General features: G+C 69.5%; 27 protein-coding genes. 20 read left to right on the forward strand and 7 right to left on the reverse strand.

The window, feature by feature from the left end:
- Nucleotides 1-23 precede the first annotated feature (23 nt).
- On the forward strand, nucleotides 24-689 hold the full coding sequence (locus NON19_RS20200; protein WP_255930032.1) for a DUF4097 family beta strand repeat-containing protein: 666 nt from the start codon (nucleotides 24-26) through the stop codon (nucleotides 687-689).
- A gap of 39 nt (nucleotides 690-728) precedes the next feature.
- Here the strand turns inward: NON19_RS20200 and NON19_RS20205 are convergent, their stop codons facing one another.
- The 3 genes from NON19_RS20205 to NON19_RS20215 are packed head-to-tail and all read right to left on the reverse strand — an operon-like array spanning nucleotide 729 to nucleotide 3,156.
- Nucleotides 729-1,553 (reverse strand): hypothetical protein, encoded by an 825-nt coding sequence (locus tag NON19_RS20205; RefSeq protein WP_255930034.1) that lies wholly within the window; start codon nucleotides 1,551-1,553, stop codon nucleotides 729-731.
- Nucleotides 1,554-1,573: 20 nt separating this feature from the next.
- Entirely contained in the window at nucleotides 1,574-2,179 is a 606-nt protein-coding gene (locus NON19_RS20210) for a hypothetical protein (protein WP_255930035.1), read from the reverse strand.
- The gene (locus tag NON19_RS20215) at nucleotides 2,176-3,156 is read right to left on the reverse strand and encodes a C40 family peptidase (protein WP_255930036.1); all 981 of its coding nucleotides are present in this window, start codon (nucleotides 3,154-3,156) and stop codon (nucleotides 2,176-2,178) included. Before NON19_RS20215 ends, NON19_RS20210 begins: the two co-directional genes overlap by 4 nt.
- A 459-nt stretch (nucleotides 3,157-3,615) precedes the next feature.
- On the opposite strand from NON19_RS20215, the gene NON19_RS33740 reads away from it, so the two are divergent.
- The 8 genes from NON19_RS33740 to NON19_RS20250 are packed head-to-tail and all read left to right on the forward strand — an operon-like array spanning nucleotide 3,616 to nucleotide 11,578.
- The gene (locus NON19_RS33740) at nucleotides 3,616-4,044 is read left to right on the forward strand and encodes a DUF6668 family protein (RefSeq protein WP_372514206.1); all 429 of its coding nucleotides are present in this window, start codon (nucleotides 3,616-3,618) and stop codon (nucleotides 4,042-4,044) included.
- Nucleotides 4,037-4,327: a hypothetical protein gene (locus tag NON19_RS20220; RefSeq protein WP_255930037.1), complete on the forward strand. Its 291-nt coding sequence runs from the start codon at nucleotides 4,037-4,039 to the stop codon at nucleotides 4,325-4,327. The genes NON19_RS33740 and NON19_RS20220 overlap by 8 nt, the downstream gene beginning before the upstream one ends.
- Nucleotides 4,328-4,353: 26 nt before the next feature.
- The gene (locus tag NON19_RS20225; protein WP_255930038.1) at nucleotides 4,354-5,124 is read left to right on the forward strand and encodes a DUF8175 domain-containg protein; all 771 of its coding nucleotides are present in this window, start codon (nucleotides 4,354-4,356) and stop codon (nucleotides 5,122-5,124) included.
- Between the two features lie 29 nt (nucleotides 5,125-5,153).
- Nucleotides 5,154-6,455: a TrbL/VirB6 family protein gene (locus tag NON19_RS20230; protein ID WP_255930039.1), complete on the forward strand. Its 1,302-nt coding sequence runs from the start codon at nucleotides 5,154-5,156 to the stop codon at nucleotides 6,453-6,455.
- Nucleotides 6,456-7,952: an SCO6880 family protein gene (locus NON19_RS20235; protein ID WP_255930040.1), complete on the forward strand. Its 1,497-nt coding sequence runs from the start codon at nucleotides 6,456-6,458 to the stop codon at nucleotides 7,950-7,952.
- Nucleotides 7,953-7,962: 10 nt separating this feature from the next.
- Entirely contained in the window at nucleotides 7,963-9,441 is a 1,479-nt protein-coding gene (locus tag NON19_RS20240; RefSeq protein WP_255930041.1) for a putative type IV secretion/conjugal transfer ATPase, read from the forward strand.
- On the forward strand, nucleotides 9,438-11,204 hold the full coding sequence (locus NON19_RS20245) for a type IV secretory system conjugative DNA transfer family protein (RefSeq protein ID WP_255930042.1): 1,767 nt from the start codon (nucleotides 9,438-9,440) through the stop codon (nucleotides 11,202-11,204). The genes NON19_RS20240 and NON19_RS20245 overlap by 4 nt, the downstream gene beginning before the upstream one ends.
- Entirely contained in the window at nucleotides 11,204-11,578 is a 375-nt protein-coding gene (locus tag NON19_RS20250) for a DUF4913 domain-containing protein (RefSeq protein ID WP_255930043.1), read from the forward strand. The genes NON19_RS20245 and NON19_RS20250 overlap by 1 nt, the downstream gene beginning before the upstream one ends.
- A 121-nt stretch (nucleotides 11,579-11,699) precedes the next feature.
- On the opposite strand, the gene NON19_RS20255 is transcribed toward NON19_RS20250, so the two are convergent.
- From NON19_RS20255 to NON19_RS20270, 4 genes are all read right to left on the reverse strand, one after another.
- Nucleotides 11,700-11,942, reverse strand: coding sequence for a hypothetical protein (locus NON19_RS20255; protein WP_255930045.1), 243 nt, complete (start codon nucleotides 11,940-11,942; stop codon nucleotides 11,700-11,702).
- A 33-nt stretch (nucleotides 11,943-11,975) separates the two neighbouring features.
- Nucleotides 11,976-12,869, reverse strand: coding sequence for a hypothetical protein (locus NON19_RS20260; protein WP_255930046.1), 894 nt, complete (start codon nucleotides 12,867-12,869; stop codon nucleotides 11,976-11,978).
- 83 nt (nucleotides 12,870-12,952) lie between these two features.
- Complete coding sequence (locus NON19_RS20265; protein WP_255930047.1) at nucleotides 12,953-14,620, reverse strand: hypothetical protein; 1,668 nt, start codon at nucleotides 14,618-14,620, stop codon at nucleotides 12,953-12,955.
- A gap of 4 nt (nucleotides 14,621-14,624) precedes the next feature.
- A complete protein-coding gene (locus NON19_RS20270) occupies nucleotides 14,625-15,110 on the reverse strand; it encodes a hypothetical protein (RefSeq protein ID WP_255930048.1) in 486 nt (161 codons plus the stop codon).
- 216 nt (nucleotides 15,111-15,326) lie between these two features.
- Here NON19_RS20270 and NON19_RS20275 point away from each other — a divergent pair, with 216 nt between their 5' ends.
- From NON19_RS20275 to rplB, 11 genes are all read left to right on the forward strand, one after another.
- On the forward strand, nucleotides 15,327-15,734 hold the full coding sequence (locus NON19_RS20275) for a hypothetical protein (RefSeq protein ID WP_255930049.1): 408 nt from the start codon (nucleotides 15,327-15,329) through the stop codon (nucleotides 15,732-15,734).
- Nucleotides 15,735-15,884: 150 nt separating this feature from the next.
- Nucleotides 15,885-16,406: a DUF1707 and DUF4190 domain-containing protein gene (locus tag NON19_RS20280; RefSeq protein ID WP_308213709.1), complete on the forward strand. Its 522-nt coding sequence runs from the start codon at nucleotides 15,885-15,887 to the stop codon at nucleotides 16,404-16,406.
- Nucleotides 16,407-16,776: 370 nt separating this feature from the next.
- A complete protein-coding gene (rpsL, locus tag NON19_RS20285) occupies nucleotides 16,777-17,148 on the forward strand; it encodes a 30S ribosomal protein S12 (protein WP_255930050.1) in 372 nt (123 codons plus the stop codon).
- 2 nt (nucleotides 17,149-17,150) lie between these two features.
- Nucleotides 17,151-17,621, forward strand: coding sequence for a 30S ribosomal protein S7 (gene rpsG / locus NON19_RS20290; protein WP_255930051.1), 471 nt, complete (start codon nucleotides 17,151-17,153; stop codon nucleotides 17,619-17,621).
- A gap of 38 nt (nucleotides 17,622-17,659) precedes the next feature.
- Complete coding sequence (fusA, locus tag NON19_RS20295; RefSeq protein ID WP_255930052.1) at nucleotides 17,660-19,780, forward strand: elongation factor G; 2,121 nt, start codon at nucleotides 17,660-17,662, stop codon at nucleotides 19,778-19,780.
- A gap of 221 nt (nucleotides 19,781-20,001) precedes the next feature.
- Nucleotides 20,002-21,195 carry an elongation factor Tu gene (gene tuf, locus NON19_RS20300; protein ID WP_255930053.1) on the forward strand — a complete coding sequence of 398 codons (1,194 nt, stop codon included), beginning with the start codon at nucleotides 20,002-20,004 and terminating at the stop codon, nucleotides 21,193-21,195.
- Between the two features lie 699 nt (nucleotides 21,196-21,894).
- Nucleotides 21,895-22,203, forward strand: coding sequence for a 30S ribosomal protein S10 (gene rpsJ / locus NON19_RS20305; RefSeq protein ID WP_014144312.1), 309 nt, complete (start codon nucleotides 21,895-21,897; stop codon nucleotides 22,201-22,203).
- Nucleotides 22,204-22,216: 13 nt separating this feature from the next.
- Nucleotides 22,217-22,861: a 50S ribosomal protein L3 gene (gene rplC / locus NON19_RS20310; RefSeq protein ID WP_255930054.1), complete on the forward strand. Its 645-nt coding sequence runs from the start codon at nucleotides 22,217-22,219 to the stop codon at nucleotides 22,859-22,861.
- An 8-nt stretch (nucleotides 22,862-22,869) separates the two neighbouring features.
- The gene (gene rplD / locus NON19_RS20315; RefSeq protein ID WP_255930055.1) at nucleotides 22,870-23,520 is read left to right on the forward strand and encodes a 50S ribosomal protein L4; all 651 of its coding nucleotides are present in this window, start codon (nucleotides 22,870-22,872) and stop codon (nucleotides 23,518-23,520) included.
- The gene (rplW, locus tag NON19_RS20320) at nucleotides 23,520-23,855 is read left to right on the forward strand and encodes a 50S ribosomal protein L23 (RefSeq protein WP_255930056.1); all 336 of its coding nucleotides are present in this window, start codon (nucleotides 23,520-23,522) and stop codon (nucleotides 23,853-23,855) included. The genes rplD and rplW overlap by 1 nt, the downstream gene beginning before the upstream one ends.
- Before the next feature lie 52 nt (nucleotides 23,856-23,907).
- The gene (rplB, locus tag NON19_RS20325; protein WP_255930058.1) at nucleotides 23,908-24,744 is read left to right on the forward strand and encodes a 50S ribosomal protein L2; all 837 of its coding nucleotides are present in this window, start codon (nucleotides 23,908-23,910) and stop codon (nucleotides 24,742-24,744) included.
- Nucleotide 24,745 lies beyond the last annotated feature (1 nt).

Consider the following 24,745-nt stretch of genomic DNA (forward strand, 5'->3'; position numbering starts at 1 on the left):
AAGCCCGTCGAGGGGGAATCGTGATGATCCGCCGTCCTGTGATCCTGCTGTTCGGTGCCGCCGTGCTGCTGTCCGCCTGCTCAGGGCCCGCTCCGGAGAAGCACCGCACGGTCAGCTACGGGGTGCGCGATTCGGTGCGCAAGCTGGTCATCCAGGGCCACACCGGGAACGTGAGAGTGACGGGCGGGGGCTCAACCGTCAGCGTCACCGAGAGACAGAACTACCAAAGCGCCCCCCCACACACCACCCACACCACCGCCGACGGCACGCTGACCCTGACCTACGACTGCCAGGACTGCGGCGTCGACTACGACGTGCGCGTGCCGACCGGTACGGCGGTCTCCGTCACCGCGAACACCGGCGACGTGACGATCAGCGCGATGGGCGGCCTGGTGACGGCCAGCACCGACACCGGATCGGTCACCGGGGACCGGCTGGCCAGCGGCCAGGCACACCTGACGTCCGAGACCGGTGACGTACGGGCGACGTTCGACCACACCCCGTCCACCGTCTACGCCACCTCCCAGACCGGCAGCGTCCACGTCACCGTGCCGCGCGGCACGCCGTACGCGGTGCAGGCCAGCGCCCAGACCGGCAAGGTCAGCGTCGACGTCACCCGGGACGACCACAGCCCGCACACCATCACGGCGAAGGCCGAGACCGGGGACGTGACGGTCAGGGCGGTGTGAACCGCCGCTGAGGCGCGGTGAGTTGCGGGAGCGGGCTGCTCACCCCTTGCGGCGCAACCAGCGGCGACCGCGCTCCGGGCGGATAGCGGGACCGGCTGCGGTCGCGGTCCCGTTGGGATGGATGATCAGGGGCCAGACGGTGCCGTCCGGGTCGGTGGCGTTGGCGCGGACCGGACGGGCCAGGCCGAGCTGCCCGATGTGACCGGCCGCCGCGGCGACGGCCGCGGCGCGGGGGTCGACGCCCGGCGGCTGCGGCACGGGCACGTCGTTGACCAGGGCCGTGCCCTCCGCGGTGAGGGTGATGGTGAGCAGTGGCCAGGCGGGCACGCTGTCGGGGTCCACGTCCTGGGGCGCCGGGTGCTCCTCACTGGGCGCGCGGACCGGCGGTACGACGGGAGGGGCGGCCTCCGGCGGGGCTTGGGCACCGCTCGGGGGCGGCGCGGCGAGCGGTTCGGCCGGGAGGTACTCCGACGCTCGCGGGGCCTGTTCGGCGGAGACGGCGGGCGACGTCGCGGCGGGGGGCCGTGCGGTGTCCGGCTGCTCCTGCGCGGGCGGTGACTGCGGGAGGCCGGACGGGGCCTGCGACGCGTCACGCCGTCGCAGTGGCCGCTCCCCCTGGAAGACGCCCCCCTCCGGCGTGATGATCATGGGCCAGCGCTGGCCGTCCGCTTCCCGGAGCACGGCGCTCACGGGACGGCCGAGTTCTCGTGCCCGGGCGACCGCCGCCTTGCAGACGGCGACCCGGGGGTCGGTGCCGTCGGGCACCTCGACGGGGGTGCCGTCGAGGGACGCCTGACGGTCCGCCGTGACGATCAGGGAGAGGCGGGGATGGCGCGGTACGTCCTCGAAGCGGGGTCTGGTCATGGTCGCGTCGCGTGCTCGGCTCAGGAGGAGACGTTGACCGCGGAGACGAGCCAGGGAGATCTGGTGTCAGCGCGGGTCATGGTTACGAACACGGTCGCGGTCGTCGGACTTCCGGTCCAGCCGTCGCGGCCGTGCGGGGTAACGATAATGCCCCACTGGCGACGGGCCAGAGTGGCAGAGTCGGCCGGTTGGTCGTCGTGCTCCGCACGCGCGGTCACGGTGGTGTAGGCGCGGTGCTGGGCCCATTGGCTCCACTGCGCTCCGGGCGCGGCGACGGGCGGGATGGACTTCAGGCCGGCCAGGTAGTCGGGGGCGAGGAACGGGCCGGAGCGCAGCTCGGCCTGGTACTGGGAGGCGTCGATGGTCGTGTCGACCGTCCACTGGACGGTGATCACGGCTTTGCTCACCGCGGTCGGGTCCTGCCGGTCGACACCGGACGGCGCGGGGAGAGGCACCGGAGGGCTCCCCGCCTTGCCGGAGGGCAGCGGTTGCGAACTGGGCAGCCCGGTGGCGGCCGTTGGGCCCGGTGAGGTGGACGCGGCGCGGCCGCCGCCGCAGCCGACCGCGGTGACCAGCACCAACGACACGACGGCCGTCGCTGCGAAGCGTCGATGTGCGGCGGTCACCCGAACCTCCTGACGTCCTGCACCATGCCGTCGTACTGGCTGAGCGGGGCGGTGCGCACGAAAGCCCCGGTGTGCGGTGCCTCGACGATCTGGCCGCCGCCGATGTACAGCACGACGTGGGAGTAGTCGCCGGGGCCCTCCGTTTGGATAACGATCGCGTCACCGGGCTGCATCTGATTCCTGGGGACTTCGGTACCCATGGTGGCCATCTCCTCGGAGGAGTGCGGCAGTTCGATCTTTCCGCCGGATGCCTGGTAGACGGCGTACAGCACCAGTCCTGAGCAGTCGAAGCCGCCGCCCGTCGGGCCGGAGGGCGCACCGCCGCCCCAGACGTAGGGCAGACCGATGTACTTCTCGGCCGCCGCGATCTCGGCCTGGCCGAAGGCTGTTCCACCACCGCCGCCGGGGGCGAGTGGTGCCTCGAACTTCTTCATCAGGGCCTCGATCGAGGTGACGTACCCCTGGGTCTCCGCGTAGGGCGGAACGCCGTTGTACCGCACGACGGCTCCGGAGCCCGCGTTGTACCCGGCCAGCATGTTGGCGATCGGGTCGCCGGGCACGTTCGCCACCTCCTTGGCGATGGCGCAGTCGTACCGCCCCATCGCCATGATGGCATCGGCCGCGTTGAACGGGCTCACGTTGTGGGTGCCGTCGTCGTCCTTGCCCCAGTTCGGCCAGGTCTCGGGCATGAACTGGGCGATGCCCTCGGCGCCGACGGGGCTGACCGCGTTGGGATTCCAGCCGCTTTCCTGCTGTATCTGAGCGGCGATCAGCGGAGCGGAGACTGCCTTGCATTCGGCTCCCGCCGCCTGGACCCACCGCAGATAAGCCGTCGGCACGCTGTTGGTGGCGAGCCCCAGACCACCGGCGCTCGCCGAGTCGCCTCCGCCCGCCATCATGAACAGCATCAGCAGGCAGAAGATGAAGAAGAAGACACCGCCGCTCGCGAAAAGTCCGCAGCCCTTCACACCGCCCACGTAACGCGCCTCATTTCATGGCGGGTTGCGCTGGACAGCTCGACTTGTCCGAAACGGCGGCATGTGTCAACTTTGCCGAGTTGGGCTATGTCGCCGACGTCGACCATCATCCCCCCAAATGACGCTGAATGACCGTGAATTGCTCCGCCCGAGCGGGGCAATCGCAACGACGATAGCCGCAACCGTGCCCAATCCGCTAAGCCCGGCTCCCTGCTGTCAGTGACTTCCTTTACACTCACAGGCCAGTACGGGGGAGGAGTCGAATTGCAGGAAGTCAACCCATGGGTGACCAGGCCCACACAGGCAGTGTCTCCTGTGCAAGGTGCAATTCCCCAGTCTGTTGTCACCCACGCAGGTCCAACTCGTCCGCAACCCAACGCAGTTGACGCGCCCGATACCGGACTGCCGACCTTTCCGGTATCGGCGTCCAGGGACGTCGCCCCGCCCTCGTGGTGGTGGGTGGGCTGCCACGGAGGTGCTGGAGCCAGCACCCTCGCCACCGCGCTCGCGCACACCAACGCCGCCGACGCGCACGGTCGTTGGCCAGCTCCGCAACGACCCGACCTCGCGAGGGTCGTGGTGGTCGCCCGCACCCACTTCCACGGTTTGACGATGGCTCAGGCGGCTGCACGCCAGTGGGCCTCCGGGAGCACGCCGGAGGGCGTCGAGGTCCTGGGGCTGGTTCTGGTGATCGACGCGCCTGGCAAACTGCCAAAGCCGCTACGCGAGTTCGCGCACCTGGTCTCCGGTGGCTTCCCGCGCGTATGGGAGATTCCCTGGGTCGAGGAGTTCCGATGCGGTGCTCCCCCCGCCCCCCAGCACCCGGCGTTCCGCCGGATCGAACAAGATCTTTCCCGTGTTGTCTCTGGAGGTACTCCCCATGCGTGAACTCGCCCTGGCCGCCGTGAGCCGTGGCTACCAGGTCCTTGCCGTGGTCAACCCCGGCGAGGGGTCCCAGCCACCCGGCGGGGACAAGCTGACCACGGTCCTCGGATGGGTCGCCTGGATCGTGTGCGGCGTCTGCGTCGCGGGCGTCCTGATGGTCGCGGGCCGGATGGCCGTGATGCACAACCGCGGTGAGGGCGGTCAGCACATGGTCGGCATCGCCTACGTGCTGGGTGCCTGCGTCCTGGTCGGTGCGGCGTCGGCACTTGTTGGCGCGCTGGTCTGACCAGGTAAGAGGAGGAGGAAATCTCCATGGGCATTGACGACCTCCCCACCGGAGAAGAGCGGACCAGTCCATTCCGTCGCCCCGGGTTCCTCGCGGCGGCTGTCTTCCTGGCGGTTGTGGTCGTGCTGGCTGCCGTCCTGGTCATCGCGAACGGCGGTGGCAAGGCCACCACACCGGTCGCGAAGGCCAGCGGCGGGCAGCCGACGGCCAGCGGCCAGTCGACCGCCACCAGCGCCCCGGGCGCGCTGGGCAACGCATGTGGCCTGAGCGACACCAGCCAGACCGTGCCGACGAGTACGCCCCCCAACATCAAGTGGGAACTGGTCTCTGGCACGGCGGTGCCGACATCGTCGATCGCGGGGCCGGGGAAGGAGAGCGGCGGTGTGCCGAGCTGCTTTGCTCATACGCCGTTGGGCGCTCTCCTCGCCGTCTCCCAGATCGGTCAGCGGATGGGGGTGGCGACAAACTCCCAAATCGTCGCGATTCTCAAGTCGGCTGCGGTACCGGGACCGGTGTTGGACAGCGATATCGCCCGGCTTTCTTCGATGACCGACCAGGGCGGCAACTCTCCAAGTGGTCAACTGGCTGGCTTCCAGTTCGTCAGCTACCAGCCGGATACCGCGACCATCAACATCGTGGTGAAGATGCCCGACTCCTCGATGAACACGGCGACCTTCACGCTGCGTTGGTATCAGGGGGACTGGAAGATCCAACTGCAGAGCACCGGGGCGGACAGCTCCAACGTTTCCCAGATCACCAGCCTGGACGGCTACGTCCCTTGGAGTGGCCTCTCATGACCGCAATACAGTTCCGGGGGGTGTGAACGATGTGTGGTGTCGGTTCCTGGATTATCCACCCCATCAACTGCACGACCCACGCGGTCACTTCGGGGATCATCAATGACATCGCCTCCGCTGTCCAGACAGCCGAGGCAGACATGATCGGGGCGTTGGCGTCGCTGTGGACCCATGTGCCGACGCCCACGGTCGGGTCAACCGACACTGGGCAGCCCGTGGGAGCGGTGGCGTTCCTGTGGACCGACACGAGTTGGCTGGTCGGTGCTTTCGCGGTGCTGGGCCTGCTGATCGCAGCGGGAAAGCTCGCATGGCAGCGTAGAGCCGAGCCAGCGAAGGCAGCCTTTCGGGGGCTGTTCAACCTCGTTGTGGTCTCCGGTTGTTCCGTGGCTGTCATCGAGCTCCTCACGAAAGCCGGCGACGACTTCTCGGAATGGATACTGCAGCAGTCCCTGCAAACGAGTGCCAGTTCTGACTTCGGTTCGGCGATGAAGAACCTCACGGTGCTGTCCACCAGCAGCATGTCTCTCATGTTGGTGATCGTGATGGGCCTGATCGCGATCCTCTCCTGCATCGTCCAACTCATGCTCATGCTGGTGCGTTTCGCGATGCTCGGACTGCTCACGGGATTGTTGCCGGTCACAGCGTCCGTATCAGGAACAGAGAGTGGTCAAGCGGCCTTCAAGAAGGCCTGTGGCTGGCTTCTGGCGTTCGTGCTCTACAAGCCCGTCGCCGCGACGATTTACGCCTACGCGATCGTGAGTATGAAACAGCAGGGCCTCACGGACGTGCTCTCCGGTCTCGCGATGATCATCATGTCCGTGGTAGCCCTCCCCGCCCTGATGCGGTTCATCGTCCCGGCCGTCAGCGCCGTGAGCGGCGGTGGCGGCGGCGCCGGGGCCGCCCTGGCCGGTGCGGGTATCGCGACCGGTGCCCGGATGCTGGGTCAGGGCGCTCAGAGCAGCAGCGGTGGCGGCGGTGGTGGCGGTAGTGGCGGCGGTGGTGGTGACGACAGCGGCCCCACGGGCTCGAACCAGACTCCGACCAGCAGCGGCGGCGGCCAAGGCCAGGGCCAAGGCGGCGGTGGCGGCGGTGCTCCCATGGGCGCCGAGGGCGGAGCCGAAGCAGCCGGAGCTGGCGGTGCGGGCGCAGGCGGTGCGGGCGCCGGTGCGGCGTCAGGCGCCGGTGGCGGCGCGGCAGCGGGCGGCGCGGCCGGAGCGGGAGCCGCGGCGGGCCCGGCGGGCATCGCGGTCGCCGCAGGCGCGCAGGCGGCCCAAAAGATCAAGGGAGCCGCTCAGGGCGCCGTTCAGCACACGACAGGGGAGGGATCGTAAGTGGCCGCCGTCGAAGAGGCCGGGCCGCGTACATACGGGAACTGGCGCAAACCGACATCGCCGGGGATCGGGAGTCTGGGCCTCGCGGGGACGATCGTCCTGCTCGGGGGCCTGGTCCTCACCGTCATCGCGATGATGATCTCGCTGGTCGCGGGTGTGGTCATCCTCGGCCTGGTCGGCCTCATGCTCGCGCCGCTCTTCTTTCGTGACCGCCATGGGAGGACTCTGTTGCAGCGCGCCATCGCACGCATCGCCTTCAACCGCGGCCGTTCGGCCGGGCAGCACATCTACCGGTCCGGCCCGCTCGGTCTGACCGCTTCGGGGAGCTTCCGTCTGCCGGGGCTCGCGGCGGCGTCCACCGTGCACGAGGCCCGGGACTCCTACGGTCGGCCGTTCGGTCTGATCGAGGTGCCCTCCACCGGCCACTACTCCGCGGTCTTCGCCTGCGGTGCGGACGGCGCCGCCTTGGTCGACACCGACCAGGTCGACACATGGGTTGCCTACTGGGGCGCGTGGCTGGCCTCGCTGGCGCACGAGCCGTCGCTGGTGGCGGCCTCGGTCTCGATCGAGACCGCGCCCGACCCCGGTACCCGGCTCTCGCGCGAGGTGGAGGCCAACCTCAAGGCCGAGGCACCCCCGCTGGCGCGAGCCATGCTCCAGGAGGTCGTGCAGAGCTACCCCACCGGTTCGGCGCAGGTGAGCGCGCGGGTCTCGGTGACGTACTCCGCCGCGCCCCGGCCAGGTGCCAAGCGTCGCGACCGGGCGGAGATGGCGCGTGAGATCGGCACCCGGCTGCCCGGCCTGTCGGCCCGGCTCGGGATGACCGGGGCGGGTGAGGCACGGCCCATGACCCCCCAGCAGTTGGCCGAGATGGTGCGGGTCGCCTACGACCCCTCGGTGCAGGTACTGATCGAGCAGGCACAGGCGTCCGGGGGTTCGGGGCTCACCTGGTCTGACGCGGGGCCGGTCGCCGCGCAGGAGGCGTGGGGCCACTACATCCACGACTCGGCCGCCTCGATCACCTGGGGCATGTCGGAGGCGCCGCGCGGTGAGGTCCTCTCGACCGTGTTGACCGGCCTGCTCGCGCCGCACCGCGACATCGCCCGTAAGCGCGTCACCCTCATGTACCGGCCGCACGACCCCGCACAGGCCGCCCAACTCGTCGAGCGCGACCGGCGCGACGCGCGCTTCAAGCTGGGCGGCAACAAGCCAGCCGCCCGCGACACGGTGGCGGTCGCCGCGGCCGAGCAGTCGGCGCAGGAGGAGGCGAAGGGCGCGGGGCTGGTCCGGTTCGCGATGCTGGTGACCGCGACGGTCAACTCCCTTGAGGAACTGCCGAACGCCGCGGCGGCGATCGATGTGCTGGCGCCGCCGGCGCGTGTCCAACTGCGGCGGATGTATGGCTCGCAGGCGTCGGCGTTCGCGGCGGCCCTGCCGATCGGGATCGTGCTTCCGGATCACCTGCTGGTTCCGCAGGCGATCCGCGAGGCGACGTAGGAGGGGACCTGTGGCGAAGGAGAAGGCGCCGAGGCCGCTGGTCGCACGGCCGGGGGCGCGTGGCTTTCCGGGACGCGGCGGCGGCAAGGCCTCCCTGGTGGAGGCGCCGCCGGAGTGGCGTGGCACGACCGTTCAGGTGTGCGGCCTGTGGCCGTTCGCGGCCGGGTCGGGTACGCCGATGTCCGGGGTGCCGGTCGGCCGGGTGCTCGACAACGGGGCGACGCTGTGCATGGACCCCATCTCGTGGTTCTCACGCGCGGGCCTGATCAACAACCCCTCGATGCTGGTCCTCGGCAAGCCGGGACTCGGCAAGTCGACCCTGGTGCGGCGCCTGGTGCTGGGCCTGACCGGCTACGGCGTCTACCCGATGGTCCTGGGCGACCTCAAGCCGGACTACGCGGACCTGGTACGGGCGATGGGCGGACAGATCGTCAAGCTCGGCCGTGGGCTGGGGAGTCTGAACGTCCTGGACCCGGGGGAGACCGCGGCCGCCGCCGCGAAGCTGTCCGGCGCCGACCGGGAACGGCTGATCTCCCAGGGCCGGGGCCGACGCCTGAACATGGTCACGGCGCTGGTGACCATCCTGCGCAACCGTCCGGTGGTCGACCAGGAACGCACGATCATCAACACCGCGTTGCGGGTGCTCGAAGAACGCCACAAGGGGGTGCCGATCCTCCCGGACCTGATCCGGGTGATCGATGAGGGACCGGAGGAGCTTCGCGCGGTGACCCTGTCGCGTGGCAGCGAGGAGCGCTACCGGGTGGCGGTCGACGGTCTGCACGCCTCCCTGCTCGGGCTTCTCGACGGACCGATGGGCGAGGCGTTCGCGCGGCCGACCTCGACGCCGATCCGTCTGGACTCGCCGGGCGGTGTGTGCATCGACATCAGCGGTATCGACGAGGCGGACGCCGAGCTCCAGGCCGCGGTGCTGCTGGCCTGCTGGAGCGACGGCTTCGGCGCGATCGAGGCGGCGCACGCCCTTGCCGACGCCGGGCTCGGCCCGCAGCGCCACTTCTTCGTGGTGCTTGACGAGTTGTGGCGCGTGCTGCGCGCGGGCAAGGGGCTTGTCGACCGGGTGGACGCGCTGACCCGCCTCAACCGTCAACAGGGCCTCGGCCAGGCGATGATCACGCACACCATGGCGGACCTGTTGGCACTGCCGGACGAGGCGGACCGGCTCAAGGCCCGTGGTTTCGCGGAGCGTTCCGGCATGGTCGTCTGCGGTGGGCTGCCGGAGGCCGAGATGCCGTCGCTGACGCAGGTGGTGCGGATGTCCCAACGCGAACAGCGCATGATCGTCGACTGGTCCACCCCACCGTCCTGGGACTCCCTGCTCGGCCGGGAGGGCGATCCGCCGGGACGCGGAAAGTTCCTGGTCAAGGTCGGTGGGCGGCCGGGCATCCCGTTCCACGTCGAGCTGACCAACGCGGAACTCGACGTCAACAACACCAACAAACGATGGGTGATGGGAACGGGGACTGGACAATGAGCGTCACCAACAAGAGCCGTGGCCCGTCCGACCTCACGCCGGTCCTGGTCGTCGTGGGTCTGGCCACGCTGATCGCGGCCGTACTGGGCACCTGGGGTGCGATGCTCGGCGGTGCCGCCATCGCCAACCAGCCCGAGCCCGCGGGCAATCCGGTGGCCGTGGTCATCAACCTGGCTGCGGGCAAGCAGCGTTGGCCGGGCACGGACGCGACGCTCATCGCCGTCGCCGAGCTGGTGGTCGTGCTGGCCCTGGTCGTTGCCGTACGGGCGCTGGTGCGGCGTGGCCGCAACCCCCGCGTCCGGGTCGACGCCGCCGCCCGCCATCTGGCCAACCGCAACGAGCAGTCCATGCTCTCCCGCGAGGGGGTGGCGGCCACCGCCGCCCGGCTCGGCGCTCCGCAGAGCCATCCCGGTGTGCGCATCGGCCGGGCCCGGGGCACCGGCCAGCCGCTGTACGGGTCGTGGGAGGACATGCAGATAGACGTCTGGGGACCCCGGACCGGCAAGACGACGTCCCGCGCCATCCCCGCGATCCTGGATGCCCCCGGATCCGTTCTCGTCACCTCGAACAAGCGCGACATCGTGGACGCCACCCGCCTGATCCGCGAGGGCTTTGGCGGGGTGTGGGTCTTCGACCCGCAGAAGGTGGCGGGGGAGGAGCCCACCTGGTGGTGGAATCCGCTCTCCTACGTGACGGACATCGAGAAGGCCACCCGGCTCGCCGCCATCTTCACGGCGTACGGCAAGGACGCGGACGCCAAGACGGACTCGTACTTCGACCCCGAAGGCGAGTCGCTGCTGTCCTTCCTGCTGCTGGCGGCGGCCGAGGCGAACGAACCCATCACCACGGTCTTCAGCTGGGCGGCGGACCCCACCGAGACCAGGCCGGTGGAGATCCTTCGGGCGGCCGGACACCATCTGCCCGCCGACGGCGTGCAGGGCGTCATCAACTCCCCGGACAAGCAACGGGCGGGCATCTACGGCACGTGCAAGAAGTCCGTGAACTTCCTGGTCAACCCGTCGGTGACCCGATGGGTGACCCCGGATCCGCACAACCCGCACCGCCTGCAGTTCGACCCGCACGCCTTCGCGGCGGGCAGGGGCACCCTGTACTCGCTGTCCCGTGAGGGCCAGGGCACGGCCGGGCCGCTGGTGACCGCGCTGACCGTCGCCACCATCGAGGCGGCCGAGGAACTCGCCACCCGCAGCCCCGGTGGGCGCCTGACCACGCCGCTGCTCGGCGTGCTGGACGAGGCGGCGAACGTGTGCCGCTGGAAGGACCTGCCGGACCTCTACAGCCACTACGGTTCACGCGGCATCGTGCTGATGACGATCCTCCAGTCCTGGGCGCAGGGCGTCGTGGTCTGGGGCGAGAACGGCATGAAGAAGCTGTGGAGCGCGGCGAACATCCGCGTCTACGGCGGTGGTGTCTCCGAAACGCAGTTCCTCAGCGATCTCAGCCAACTGCTGGGCGACTTCGAGCCGGAGACCACCAGCTTCAGCACATCGCGCGGCGACGGCCGGTCGCGCTCCACACAGGTCTCGACCAGGGTGGAGAAGATCCTTGAGGTCTCCGACCTCGCCGCACTGCCGAGGGGCCGGGCGGTGCTGTTCGCCTCCGGCACCCGGCCGATCCTCATCGAGACCGAGCCATGGCAGCGTGGACCGCACGCGGCACAGGTGCACGCCTCCCTGGCGCGGTACGCCCCGGCCGAGCAGGCGCACGCCCACACACTGGCCAACGAGCCGGAAAGCAGGGCGTGATGGAACCGGCGGAGAGTGTCGAGACGGTCTATCCCGATCTGCCGACATGGGTCGAGGAGCACCTGGCGAAACTCGTCCAGCGCCGCCTCGGCGGAAGCCTGACCTGGTGCACCCAGTGGTACCGGCACGCCGAGGCGGTCAGCCGCCTCAACGCCATGTGGCAGGAGTGGGAGGCGGCCGTCGCCGAGGCCACGATGTCCAACTGGTGGCTCTACCACTGCGATCCACACCTGAACGTCCTGATGTCCAAGGACGCGGGCCCGTTCATGGCCTGCAAGCCGGGCGACCACCGAACCCTGGAGCCCCTACCGGTCGCCGAGTCCGACGCCCGCCTGTGGCTGGGGTCGGCGTTCAGCAATCCGGCTGGTGACTGACCGGTCGGCGCCGCGGTGAGCGCGGCGCCGACCGGCTCGCCGTCGTCAGTGCTCGACGCCGCCCTCGCGCCCCAACCGCCGTGGCCGGGACCGGCCGCTGGACCGGTCCCGTCGGCGGTGATCACAGGGAGAGCAGCGGCACCTTGCGGGCGGTCACGGCGACGGCCAGCGCGTCGTCGGCGTCCCCGCCGATGTCCGTGCCGATGATCAGCGGCGCGTTGCGCAGGTCCTCCGGCCAGGGAGCTTTGCGCAGTTGCTCACTCGCGGCCGCGAACTCCGGGAACTTCTCGCCGAGTTCCGCCCGCTTGCGCCACTCCTCGCGCAGTTCACTCACTGTCCGGTCGTCGTCGTTGCTCTCGCCCACTTCTTCCTTTCACTCGGCGGGCCTTGCGACGGCTCAGCGCGCGATCCCGGTCGCGGCGCCCTGCATCCGTGACCGCAGGGCGTTGTGCGACGCCGACTGGGACCGCGCCGCCGACCGGCTGGCGGTGAGACGCGCCGAGGGGGTGCCGGAGTAGCCCTGGGCGGCGACCGCGACGGCCTCCGCCGCCTCCGCGTCCTCCACGGTGGCCAGGGCCGCCGCCGCGTCGCGGTCCTGGCTGGCGGCGGCCCGCATGTCGTCCGCGTGCTCCGCCTCGGCGCGCACGTCCTCGGCGGGGGCGTGGATCTGCGCCAGGCCCGCGGCCGTCTCGTCCGACCCGAGGGCGGCGGCGTCCTCGCCGCGGGCCCGGTCCCGCAGCCGGTCCTCGTCGCGGTCTCCGGGGAGGTTCCGGTCGCGGGCGTCGCGTTCCTGGCTGCTGCCGGGTGCGTCGGTCGTGCGTCCGTCGCGGTCCTCAGTGGTCCGCTCGGCGTTCGGGGAGCGTTGTTCGCCGCTCGTCCGTGATGCCTGGTGGTCGGTTCGCGGGTCGGCGAGCCACTGGTGGGGGACTTCGATGCCGTGACGTTCCTTCAACTGCTGACTCATGTGCTCCAACGTCGACTGCGCGTACGGGTCGCCAGCCTGGGCCCACCCCTGGGTGACCTCCCAGGTCTGGGCGATCTGCTGGGGACGGGCCTGCTGCCACCATGCCTCGTCCCACGGCTGGCGCATGGTGGGCAACGCCCTGTCGCGTTCCGCGCTCAGCCGGGACAGGAACTCGTTCCGCTCCGCGTCAGACCTCGACTGTGCCTCGCGCAGTCGCTCCATGCGGCGCATCGCGGTCATCTCCGCGACCTCCATGGCCGCCTTGATGCCGCTGTGCAGAGCCGCGCTCATCGCCTGGTGGACCTCGTCCGTCGAGTGCTCACTCACCGCATGTCCCCCTCTGTTCGTCTGCGGCCGATCCTAGCGATCCGGATATCGCCACACCCTCGCCCAACGACCAGGCAGGCGGCTCAGCGAGACAGGCCGCGAGCCTGGGGAACGCCGCGCGGTCCCAGCGCTCTGGCCGCGCCCGGTCCGGCCATCGTGGTCCGTGTCTGCCGCGCGGCCTGCAGGCTCTGGCGGACACCGTCCTCGGCTGCCCGCTGCGCCGGGGAGAGCTGCTGACGGCGTCGCACCTCCGCGTCGGTCAACTGCCCCTGCTGCCACAGCTGCGGCAGCCCGGCCTGCCCGGCCGCCTGGTACGCGCGGGCGAGGCGTGCGTGCCGTTGGGCGAGGGCCTCGTCCGTCAGGAGCTGGGGCGGCAGGCTGCCGTTCGCCCCGACCGGGGGCGCGGTGGCCAGCATCCGCAGCAGCGGCTGCGCGGCGTCGTGCTCGACGCGTGGCGGGCTGTGCGGATCCGGGTAGGCCCTGGCGGCCACGGCGTCCGCCTGTTCGGTGAGGCGTCGCATCGCGCCCAGGGCGGCCTCGTCGCCCCGGCCGCCCACGGCGTGGCCGATCACGGCGGCCCGGTACTGCGACAGCCACTGTGCGTCGGCTGACACGCCGGACGCGTTGGACGGTGCCGCCTGCGTGCCGGGAGGGATCGGCGCCTGTGCGATGTGTGCCGTTTGTTCAGGACGCGGGCCGGGGTTTGCCGCTTGTGCGATGTGTGCCGTCTGTTCAGGGCGCGGGCCGGGGCTTGCGGCCTGTGCGACGTGTGCCGCCTGTTCAGGGTGCGGGCCTGGGCTTGCCGCCTGTGCGCGGCGGCTGATCTCGCCGTCGATCCGTTGTATCTGGGCCTGGTTGGCGCCGACGAACTGCCGGGCCTGGGCCAGCGCGTGCTCGTCGGGTGCCTGCCGGACCATGGCTTCGGCCTGGCGCAGGGTCTGCGTGGTCTGCTCGCGCCAGACGGCCAACTGCTGGTCGGACAGCGCGGCCGCGACCTGGTCGTGCTGCCGTGGCTCCCGGCTCGCGTCGATCGCCTGGTCGGCGCCGCGCTGCGGCTGCGCCTGTGCGGGGGCGAGCCGGTTCGCCAGGCCGCCCACGGACTCGCGCACCCGCGACGTCTGCTCGGCCGTGAGCCCGTAGGCGGCGAACGCCTCGTCCGGCGGCTGCTGGATCTGCCCCAGCCGACCGCGCAGTTCCTCGGCGAACCGTTCCGGCGGCAGGCGCCGGACCTTCGTGCCGTAGCCGTTGACGTAGTTGGCGAGGTAACGGTCGGTACGGTCACCGAGGCGGGCGTGCAGGGCGGCGAGGTCGATGAAGTCCTTGGCCGCCACCCGGTTGTCGAGCGTCTGCAGCTTGCTGTACAGCAGCTCCGGGACCGCCCGGACCGGCATACCGCTCTGTTCCGTGAGGGGCACGTAGCGCGGGCCGCGGATCATGTCGATGACGACCGAGCCCTGTTCGGGGTGGCTGACACGCAACTTGGCGTTCTGCGGGCCGACGGCGTCGGGGTGGGTGCTCCAGGCGACGAGCTGCTCGGTGCGGTAACCAGCGGCCTCCAGGGCCGCGCGGACGTTCCCCCGTACCTCCTCACCATTCACCAACTTGTTGGTGAACAGGTCGATGTCGTCGGGGACGCGGGCGCCGTCGACCTCGTGGAGCCACATGGCGAGACTCCCCGCCACCGCGTAGCCCTGGTCGGCGCAGGCGGCCAACGCCGTACGGGCGATGGCCGCCTTGTGTGCTGTCTCCATGGCCCTATCCGTCCGTGGCCGTGGCGCGTAGTTCGGGGAACCGTTCCTCCCACACCTTCAGGATCTGCGGCGGCCCGAGACGGGACGGCCACAGGCGGCGCAGTTGGGCGCGGTTGAGCAGTCGCGCCTGCTCGGCGGCGGTTCCCTCCAGCAGCAGCCGCCGGTACAGGGAGGCGCGCTGCCACGCGGTGGGCTCGGCGATGTGCTCGGGCAGCTCCCGGTCCGCGAGATGGGCCGGAACGTCCAGGGGGCCTTCGGCGGGGCCGCACAGCAGCGCCAGGTCCGCTACGACCTCGAAGCCGTTGAACAGCAGCCACTCACCGGCGTCCGGTGCGGTGCGCGCCGCCGCGATGTCGGCGGGGATGTCGCCCTGGCGGGCCATGGCCTCGACGGCCCTGCGCTGCTGTTCGTGTTCCTCGGCGACGGAGTCGAAGTCCGGTTCCGGAAAGTCCCCGAAGTCCGGCTCCGGGAAGTCGTCGGTGTCTGCCATTCGCTCGCGTTCCTGTGTGGGGTTCCGGGTCGCACGGTACCCGTGCAACTCGCCGCACGGCCACCGGCGTTGCGCCGGGGCTGGGCGGACGGTGTCCCTACCGCGCCTGCCCCGGGTGAGCCTCAGGGTTCGCCCGTACCTGGGGAGGATCTGCTGGGCGCCGACCTGGGCGGAGGCTGTTGGTTGCCAGTTGCCGCGTTGCCAATGGGGGGTCCGATGAAGCAGGAGCACCTGGAACTCAAGCCGCGGCCAGCGGTGTTGGCCGCGCCCGGAGGGCTCGCCTTCCGCCCGGCGCTCGGCACTCGGGGCCGGGCCGCGCTCGAACTCTTCGACAGTGACGGGGTGTTGGGGGTCTACGTCGACACCGCGTTCAGCGGGCTGCTGCTCGGCGCGCTGCGCGGACGGCGGCCTGGCGAGGCCTGGGCGCTGGCCTGGGGGAGGGTGGGGGCGGACGGGCGGGCGCCCGCGGTGGCCTTCGAGGGGCGGCGGCGCGGCCTGCCGGTTTCCGCGGCCATGGTGGGGCAGCGGTTCTGGGTGGCCAGCGCGCGGGGGGAGTTCAAAACCGTGACGGCGGCGGGACCGGGGCGGGTGGAGACCTGGCGGCTGGGGAGCCTGGGGGCGTAGCCCGCGGAAACATCCGTCGATATCCGTCAACGCCGCGGGAGGCTGTTCGCGCGGAACTCCACGCGGCGCTGCCGCGTCAAGCACTATGGGGGGCACACGATCCCTGGCGGGGGAGAATGGTCCCTACAAGTGGGGGAGGTTCGCGGGCGGATGGCGCACTACGGAGGGCTGCAGCCCTGGGACAACGGCCCGAACTCGGGCATGCGCGCCTCGCACGCCGACCGCGAGCGCACGGTGGACGTGCTCAAGGCCGCGTTCGCCGAGGGCCGCCTGGGCCAGCAGGAGTACGAGCAGCGGGTGGGGGCGGCCTACCGCGCGATGACCTACGGCGAGCTGGGCGGCCTGGTCGCCGATCTGCCGCAGGGGCCGGTGCCGATGGCGATGCCCACGGCCGGGCCGCAGCGGATGGCGCCCGCGGTGCCCCCGACCTTCCTGCCGGTGCCGCCGCGGCCGACGAACAAGCTCGCGGCGGCCTCGCTGATCTGCGGCATCGCCGGGATGATCCTGGTGATCCCCACCGTCCCGGCGATCGTGCTGGGCCACCAGGCGCGGGCGCAGATCCGCACCACCGGGGAGAACGGCGACGGGATGGCCACCACCGGCCTGGTGCTGGGCTGGCTGATGGCCTCGTTCTGGGCGCTGATGATCCTGCTGGGCATCGCCGCGGGCTGAGCGGCGCCCCGGCCGGATCCGCTCCCTTCCCTGACCGGTACGAGGCCACTACCGTGGCATCAGCGTCCGCGCGGCCCGGCCTGTCCTACGCGTGTGCATTTGTTTTGACCGGAGCCCATGCGCTAGGTACGCTCTGACCTTGTGCCTGGGGTGTCCCCGGGTTCTTGTGCGTGCTCTCAGTCCGCACGGAATTCCGAGACTGCGACATCCAAGAGATGTGAAGCCTGTGCCCGTCCAGCGGGCATGCGCGAAGCCTCCGACACACCCGACCGCGTGGGTCGAGAAAAGTGCCGGTGGCCAGCGCTGAATGGCCCAGCAGAGCGCCTCGGGTTAGCTTTAACGAGACTGGCACACAGAAACCGGAGAAACGGTGCCTACGATCCAGCAGCTGGTCCGCAAGGGCCGGCAGGACAAGGTCGACAAGAACAAGACGCCCGCACTGCAGGGTTCCCCGCAGCGTCGTGGCGTCTGCACGCGTGTCTACACGACCACCCCGAAGAAGCCGAACTCGGCCCTGCGTAAGGTCGCGCGTGTGCGTCTGACCAGCGGGATCGAGGTCACCGCTTACATTCCGGGTGAGGGCCACAACCTGCAGGAGCACTCCATCGTGCTCGTGCGTGGCGGTCGTGTGAAGGACCTGCCGGGTGTTCGCTACAAGATCATCCGCGGCTCCCTCGACACCCAGGGCGTCAAGAACCGCAAGCAGGCTCGCAGCCGCTACGGCGCCAAGAAGGAGAAGTAAGAATGCCTCGTAAGGGCCCCGCCCCGAAGCGCCCGGTCATCATCGACCCGGTCTACAACTCTCCTCTGGTGACCTCCCTGATCAACAAGGTGCTGCTGAACGGCAAGCGCTCCACCGCTGAGCGCATCGTCTACGGCGCCATGGAGGGCCTGCGCGAGAAGACCGGCAACGACCCGGTCATCACCCTCAAGCGCGCGCTTGAGAACGTCAAGCCGACCCTTGAGGTGCGCAGCCGCCGTGTCGGTGGCGCCACCTACCAGGTGCCGGTCGAGGTGCGCCCCGCGCGTTCCTCCACGCTGGCGCTGCGCTGGCTGGTCGGTTACTCCCGCGCCCGCCGCGAGAAGACCATGACCGAGCGCCTCATGAACGAGCTGCTCGACGCCTCGAACGGCCTTGGCGCCTCCGTCAAGCGCCGCGAGGACACCCACAAGATGGCCGAGTCCAACAAGGCCTTCGCGCACTACCGCTGGTAGTCGCAACCCCATCGAGAACCGAGAGAAGACTGAGCCATATGGCCACCACTTCACTTGACCTGGCCAAGGTCCGCAACATCGGGATCATGGCCCACATCGACGCGGGCAAGACGACGACCACCGAGCGGATCCTGTTCTACACCGGCGTTTCGTACAAGATCGGTGAAGTCCACGACGGCGCTGCCACCATGGACTGGATGGAGCAGGAGCAGGAGCGCGGCATCACCATCACGTCGGCCGCGACGACCTGTCACTGGAAGGTCGACGGGGTCGACCACACCATCAACATCATCGACACCCCGGGCCACGTCGACTTCACCGTCGAGGTGGAGCGCTCGCTGCGCGTCCTCGACGGTGCCGTCACGGTGTTCGACGGTGTCGCCGGTGTCGAGCCGCAGTCCGAGACCGTGTGGCGTCAGGCGGACCGCTACGGCGTTCCGCGTATCTGCTTCGTCAACAAGCTGGACCGCGTCGGTGCCGAGTTCCACCGCTGCGTCGACATGATCGTCGACCGGCTGGGCGCGGTGCCGCTGGTCATGCAGCTGCCGATCGGTGCCGAGGCGGACTTCAAGGGCGTCATCGACCTGGTCCGCATGAAGGCCCTGGTCTGGTCCGCCGAGGCCGCCAAGGGCGAGATGTACGACACCGTCGACATCCCGGACACGCACCTCGAGGCCGCCAACGAGTGGCGCGGCAAGCTGCTGGAGGCCGTGGCCGAGAACGACGAGGAGATGATGGAGCTGTACCTCGAGGGCCAGGAGCCCGACGAGGAGCAGCTGATCGCGGCGATCCGCCGCATCACCATCAACTCCGGCAAGGGCGACGGCACCACCGTCACCCCGGTGTTCTGCGGAACCGCCTTCAAGAACAAGGGTGTTCAGCCGCTGCTCGACGCGGTGGTGCGTTACCTCCCCGCGCCGCTGGACGTCGAGGCGATCGAGGGTCACTCGGTGAAGGACGCCGAGGAGATCATCGCCCGCAAGCCGTCCGACGACGAGCCGCTGGCCGCTCTGGCGTTCAAGATCATGAGCGACCCGCACCTCGGCAAGCTCACCTTCGTCCGGGTGTACTCGGGCCGCCTGGAGTCCGGCGCTCAGGTCCAGAACCCCGTCAAGGGCAAGAAGGAGCGCATCGGCAAGATCTACCGCATGCACGCCAACAAGCGTGAGGAGATCGCGTCGGTGGGCGCCGGTGACATCGTCGCCGTCATGGGCCTGAAGGACACCACCACGGGTGAGACGCTCTGCGACCCGGCCCACCCGGTGATCCTGGAGTCGATGGAGTTCCCCGCTCCGGTCATCCAGGTCGCCATCGAGCCGAAGTCGAAGGGCGACCAGGAGAAGCTGGGTGTCGCCATCCAGCGCCTCGCCGAGGAGGACCCGTCCTTCCAGGTCCACACCGACGAGGAGACCGGCCAGACCATCATCGCGGGCATGGGCGAGCTGCACCTGGACGTGCTGGTCGACCGCATGAAGCGCGAGTTCAAGGTCGAGGCCAACGTCGGCAAGCCCCAGGTGGCCTACCGCGAGACCATCCGCAAGACGGTCGAGAAGGTCGACTACACCCACAAGAAGCAGACCGGTGGTTCGGGCCAGTTCGGTAAGGTCCAGATCACGATCGAGCCGCTTGAGGGCGAGGGCTACGAGTTCGTGAACCAGGTCACCGGTGGCCGCATCCCGCGGGAGTACATCCCGTCCGTGGACGCCGGTTGCCAGGAGGCCATGGAGTTCGGCGTGTTGGCGGGCTACCCGCTGACCGGTGTCAAGGTGACGCTGCTCGACGGCGCCTACCACGACGTCGACTCCTCCGAGCTCGCGTTCAAGATCGCCGGTTCGATGGCCTTCAAGGAGGCCGCCCGCAAGGCCAGCCCGGCCCTGCTCGAGCCGATGATGAAGGTCGAGGTGACCACGCCCGAGGACTACATGGGCGATGTCATCGGTGACCTCAACTCGCGTCGTGGCCAGATCCAGTCCATGGAGGACCGTTCGGGCGCCAAGCTCGTGACGGGTCTGGTCCCGCTCTCGGAGATGTTCGGTTACGTCGGCGACCTGCGCAGCAAGACCTCCGGCCGGGCCAGCTACTCCATGCAGTTCGACTCCTACGCCGAGGTTCCGCGGAACGTCGCCGAGGAGATCATCGCGAAGGCCAAGGGCGAGTAACCGACGTTCTCCCAACGTCGTACAAGCCTTAGGCTTGACGGCAGGCAGTACGGGGCATTCCGCCACGAACCGTGAGGAACGTGGCGGATGCCCCGGCGGCCAGCACTCAATCCGCGGGTTGGCATACGTAAGCAGGCCCTTCGGGGTCCTCACCAACCCGGCAAAGATCACCTGGCGCCGATGAAGTAAGGCGTACAGAACCACTCCACAGGAGGACCCCAGTGGCGAAGGCGAAGTTCGAGCGGACTAAGCCGCACGTCAACATCGGCACCATCGGTCACATCGACCACGGTAAGACGACCCTTACCGCGGCGATCACCAAGGTGCTGCACGACAAGTACCCGGACCTGAACGAGGCTTCGGCCTTCGACCAGATCGACAAGGCTCCTGAGGAGCGCCAGCGCGGTATCACCATCTCCATCGCGCACGTCGAGTACCAGACCGAGTCGCGTCACTACGCGCACGTCGACTGCCCGGGTCACGCGGACTACATCAAGAACATGATCACCGGTGCGGCGCAGATGGACGGCGCCATCCTGGTGGTCGCCGCCACCGACGGCCCGATGCCGCAGACCAAGGAGCACGTGCTCCTGGCCCGCCAGGTGGGCGTGCCGTACATCGTGGTCGCCCTGAACAAGGCCGACATGGTGGACGACGAGGAGATCCTGGAGCTCGTCGAGCTCGAGGTGCGTGAGCTCCTCTCCGAGTACGAGTTCCCGGGCGACGAGGTCCCGGTCGTCAAGGTCTCGGCGCTCAAGGCGCTCGAGGGCGACGCCGAGTGGGGCAAGTCCGTCCTGGACCTGATGGAGGCCGTCGACACCGCGATCCCGGAGCCGGAGCGCGACGTCGACAAGCCGTTCCTGATGCCGATCGAGGACGTCTTCACGATCACCGGTCGTGGCACCGTCGTCACCGGCCGTATCGAGCGTGGTGTCCTCAAGGTCAACGAGACCGTCGACATCATCGGCATCAAGCCGGAGAAGACCTCCACCACGGTCACCGGCATCGAGATGTTCCGCAAGCTGCTCGACGAGGGCCAGGCCGGTGAGAACGTCGGTCTGCTGCTCCGCGGCATCAAGCGCGAGGACGTCGAGCGCGGCCAGGTCATCATCAAGCCGGGCTCGGTCACCCCGCACACCGAGTTCGAGGCTCAGGCCTACATCCTGTCGAAGGACGAGGGCGGTCGCCACACCCCGTTCTTCAACAACTACCGCCCGCAGTTCTACTTCCGTACCACGGACGTGACCGGCGTTGTGACCCTCCCCGAGGGCACCGAGATGGTCATGCCGGGCGACAACACCACCATGACGGTCCAGCTGATCCAGCCGGTCGCCATGGAGGAGGGCCTGAAGTTCGCCATCCGCGAGGGTGGCCGGACCGTCGGCGCCGGCCAGGTCACCAAGATCGTCAAGTGACCCTGCGCTAACGCTGGTTGAGCCCCCGTCCACCCCATTCCGGGTGGGCGGGGGCTTCGCCGTTACCCACGGACCGGCCACGCTCGGGGGCTCGTCCCTGCGAGCGCTGCAAGAGGCTGCCGCCCGCCGAAGGAGCCCGGGCGCGGCCCCGAGGCGCCCGCTTGCTCCCGCAAGCCTCTGGGCGGATCCCCGAGGGAACTTGGGCGCTTGCCCCGACAACCGGCGACCGGGGGTCTCGGGAGCTTGCCCCCAAGGGAATCCGCGACCTGGGGTCTCGGGAGCTTGCCCCCAAAGAAAATCCCGCCCCGGGGGTCTGGGGGCTCGCCCCCAGAAGGTGGGTTGGCGGCTGGCGTGGGGGTCGATTGGCCTTAGCGCCCAGCGATATGGCACACTTGCCAGGTTGCTCGGTTGAGTGCCGATGCTGCGCGCCTCCCGTCGGGAGGACTGGAAGCGAGTCCCGCAGTACTCGTCGCCCCTTATCAGGGGCGGAAGTACGGGAATCTTCCAGGAAGCGTCAGTGCGGGGCTCGCCAGGCGCTCGGTGGATGTCTTTCCCCAAAACCCCTCCAGCGGGGATCCCGTATGCGGATTTCTGTCAGACGGGTCGCGACACGCCCGACCGCGTGGGTCGGGGTGAAGCAGGGAAAGCGCCAGACACCGGGTCCCAGAGCGTTACGAGAGACAGGACTACGGAGTAGCCATGGCGGGACAGAAGATCCGCATCCGGCTCAAGGCCTACGACCACGAGGTCATCGACTCCTCGGCGAAGAAGATCGTCGAGACGGTGACCCGTACTGGTGCGCAGGTCGCGGGCCCGGTGCCGCTGCCCACTGAGAAGAACGTGTACTGCGTCATCAAGTCGCCGCACAAGTACAAGGACTCGCGCGAGCACTTCGAGATGCGTACGCACAAGCGCCTCATCGACATCCTCGACCCCACGCCGAAGACGGTTGACTCGCTGATGCGTCTCGACCTGCCGGCCGGCGTCGACATCGAGATCAAGCTCTGAGGTGACGCGCGAGATGGCTAAGCAGATTAAGGGCGTCCTGGGCGAGAAGCTCGGCATGACCCAGGTCTGGGACGAGAACAACCGTGTCGTCCCGGTGACCGTGGTCAAGGCCGGGCCCTGTGTCGTTACCCAGGTCCGCACCGCCGACACCGACGGCTACGAGGCCGTGCAGATCGCCTTCGGCGAGATCGACCCGCGCAAGGTCAACAAGCCCCTCAAGGGCCACTTCGCCAAGGCCGACGTGACGCCGCGCCGCCACCTGGTGGAGCTGCGCACCTCCGACGCCAGCGAGTACACCCTCGGCCAGGAGATCACCGCCGACGTGTTCGAGGCCGGCGTCAAGGTCGACGTCACCGGCAAGAGCAAGGGCAAGGGCTTCGCCGGTGTCATGAAGCGCCACAACTTCGGTGGCCTCGGCGCCGGGCACGGCACCCAGCGCAAGCACCGCTCGCCCGGTTCCATCGGTGGCTGCGCCACCCCGGGCCGTGTGTTCAAGGGTCTGCGCATGGCAGGCCGCATGGGCAACGAGCGGGTCACCACCCAGAACCTGACCGTCCACGCCGTTGACGCGGAGAAGGGCCTGCTGCTCATCAAGGGCGCGGTTCCTGGTCCGAACGGCGGCCTCGTCCTGGTCCGTACCGCGGCCAAGGGGGCCTGAGGTAACCGATGAGCACCATTGACATCCTTTCGCCGGCAGGCGACAAGGCCGGGACCGTCGAGCTCCCCGCGGAGATCTTCGACGCGAAGGTCAGCGTTCCGCTGATCCACCAGGTCGTCGTCGCGCAGCTGGCCGCTGCCCGCCAGGGCACGCACAAGACCAAGACCCGCGGCGAGGTCCGTGGCGGTGGCAAGAAGCCGTACCGCCAGAAGGGCACCGGCCGCGCCCGTCAGGGTTCGACCCGCGCTCCGCAGTTCGCCGGCGGTGGCGTCGTGCACGGCCCGGTGCCGCGCGACTACTCGCAGCGGACGCCGAAGAAGATGATCAAGGCCGCCCTGCGTGGCGCCCTGACCGACCGCGCGCGTCACAACCGCATCCACGTCGTGTCCGGCGTGGTCGAGGGCTCGACCCCGTCGACCAAGTCCGCCAAGACGCTGCTGGGCAAGATCAGCGACCGCAAGAACGTGCTGCTGGTCGTCGAGCGGGCCGACGAGGCCTCCTGGCTGTCGGCGCGCAACCTGCCCCAGGTGCACATCCTGGAGGCCGGTCAGCTCAACGCGTACGACGTGCTCGTCTCCGACGACGTGGTCTTCACCAAGGACGCCTTCGACCGCTTCGTCGGTGCTGGCGCCGCTGAGACCGAAGGGAGCGCCGCCTGATGAGCGAGGCAACCGCCGTAAACGCGGCCACCAGCAAGACCTTCACGGACCCGCGTGACGTGCTGGTCAAGCCGGTGGTTTCGGAGAAGAGCTACGCGCTGCTGGACGAGAACAAGTACACGTTCATCGTCGACCCGCGCGCCAACAAGACCCAGATCAAGCAGGCCGTTGAGTCGGTCTTCTCGGTCAAGGTCACCGGGGTCAACACGATCAACCGGCAGGGCAAGCGCAAGCGCACCCGCACCGGTTTCGGCAAGCGCAAGGACACCAAGCGCGCCATCGTGACCCTCGCTGAGGGCGACCGTATCGACATCTTCGGCGGCCCGGTCTCCTAACAAGGAGTCTGAGTCGTCCAGAAGTCCGGAATTTTCCGAGGACTGAGACACAATGGGTATCCGCAAGTACAAGCCGACGACCCCGGGCCGTCGTGGCTCCAGCGTCGCCGACTTCGTCGAGATCACGCGGTCCACGCCGGAGAAGTCGCTGGTCCGCCCGCTGCACAGCAAGGGCGGCCGTAACAACGCCGGTCGTGTGACCGTCCGTCACCAGGGCGGTGGCCACAAGCGCGCCTACCGTCTGATCGACTTCCGTCGGCACGACAAGGACGGCGTGCCGGCCAAGGTCGCTCACATCGAGTACGACCCGAACCGCACCGCGCGCATCGCGCTGCTGCACTACGCGGACGGCGAGAAGCGCTACATCATCGCCCCGCGCGGCCTGAAGCAGGGCGACCGGGTGGAGAACGGCCCCGCGGCCGACATCAAGCCGGGCAACAACCTGTCGCTGCGCAACATCCCGGTCGGTACGACCATCCACGCCATCGAGCTGCGGCCCGGCGGCGGCGCGAAGCTCGCCCGCTCCGCGGGTGCCTCCGTGCAGCTGCTGGCGAAGGAGGGCTCCATGGCCCACCTGCGCATGCCGTCCGGTGAGATCCGCCTGGTCGACGTCCGCTGCCGCGCCACCGTCGGCGAGGTCGGCAACGCCGAGCAGTCGAACATCAACTGGGGCAAGGCCGGCCGTATGCGCTGGAAGGGCGTCCGCCCGACCGTTCGTGGTGTGGCGATGAACCCGGTTGACCACCCGCACGGTGGTGGTGAGGGCAAGACCTCCGGTGGTCGCCACCCGGTCAGCCCCTGGGGTCAGAAGGAAGGACGTACTCGCCGGCCGAAGAAGGCCAGCGACAAGCTCATCGTCCGCCGCCGCAAGACGAACAAGAAGCGCTAGG

The organism is Streptantibioticus rubrisoli, assembly GCF_024436055.1.
Taxonomy (GTDB): Bacteria; Actinomycetota; Actinomycetes; order Streptomycetales; family Streptomycetaceae; genus Streptantibioticus_A; species Streptantibioticus_A rubrisoli.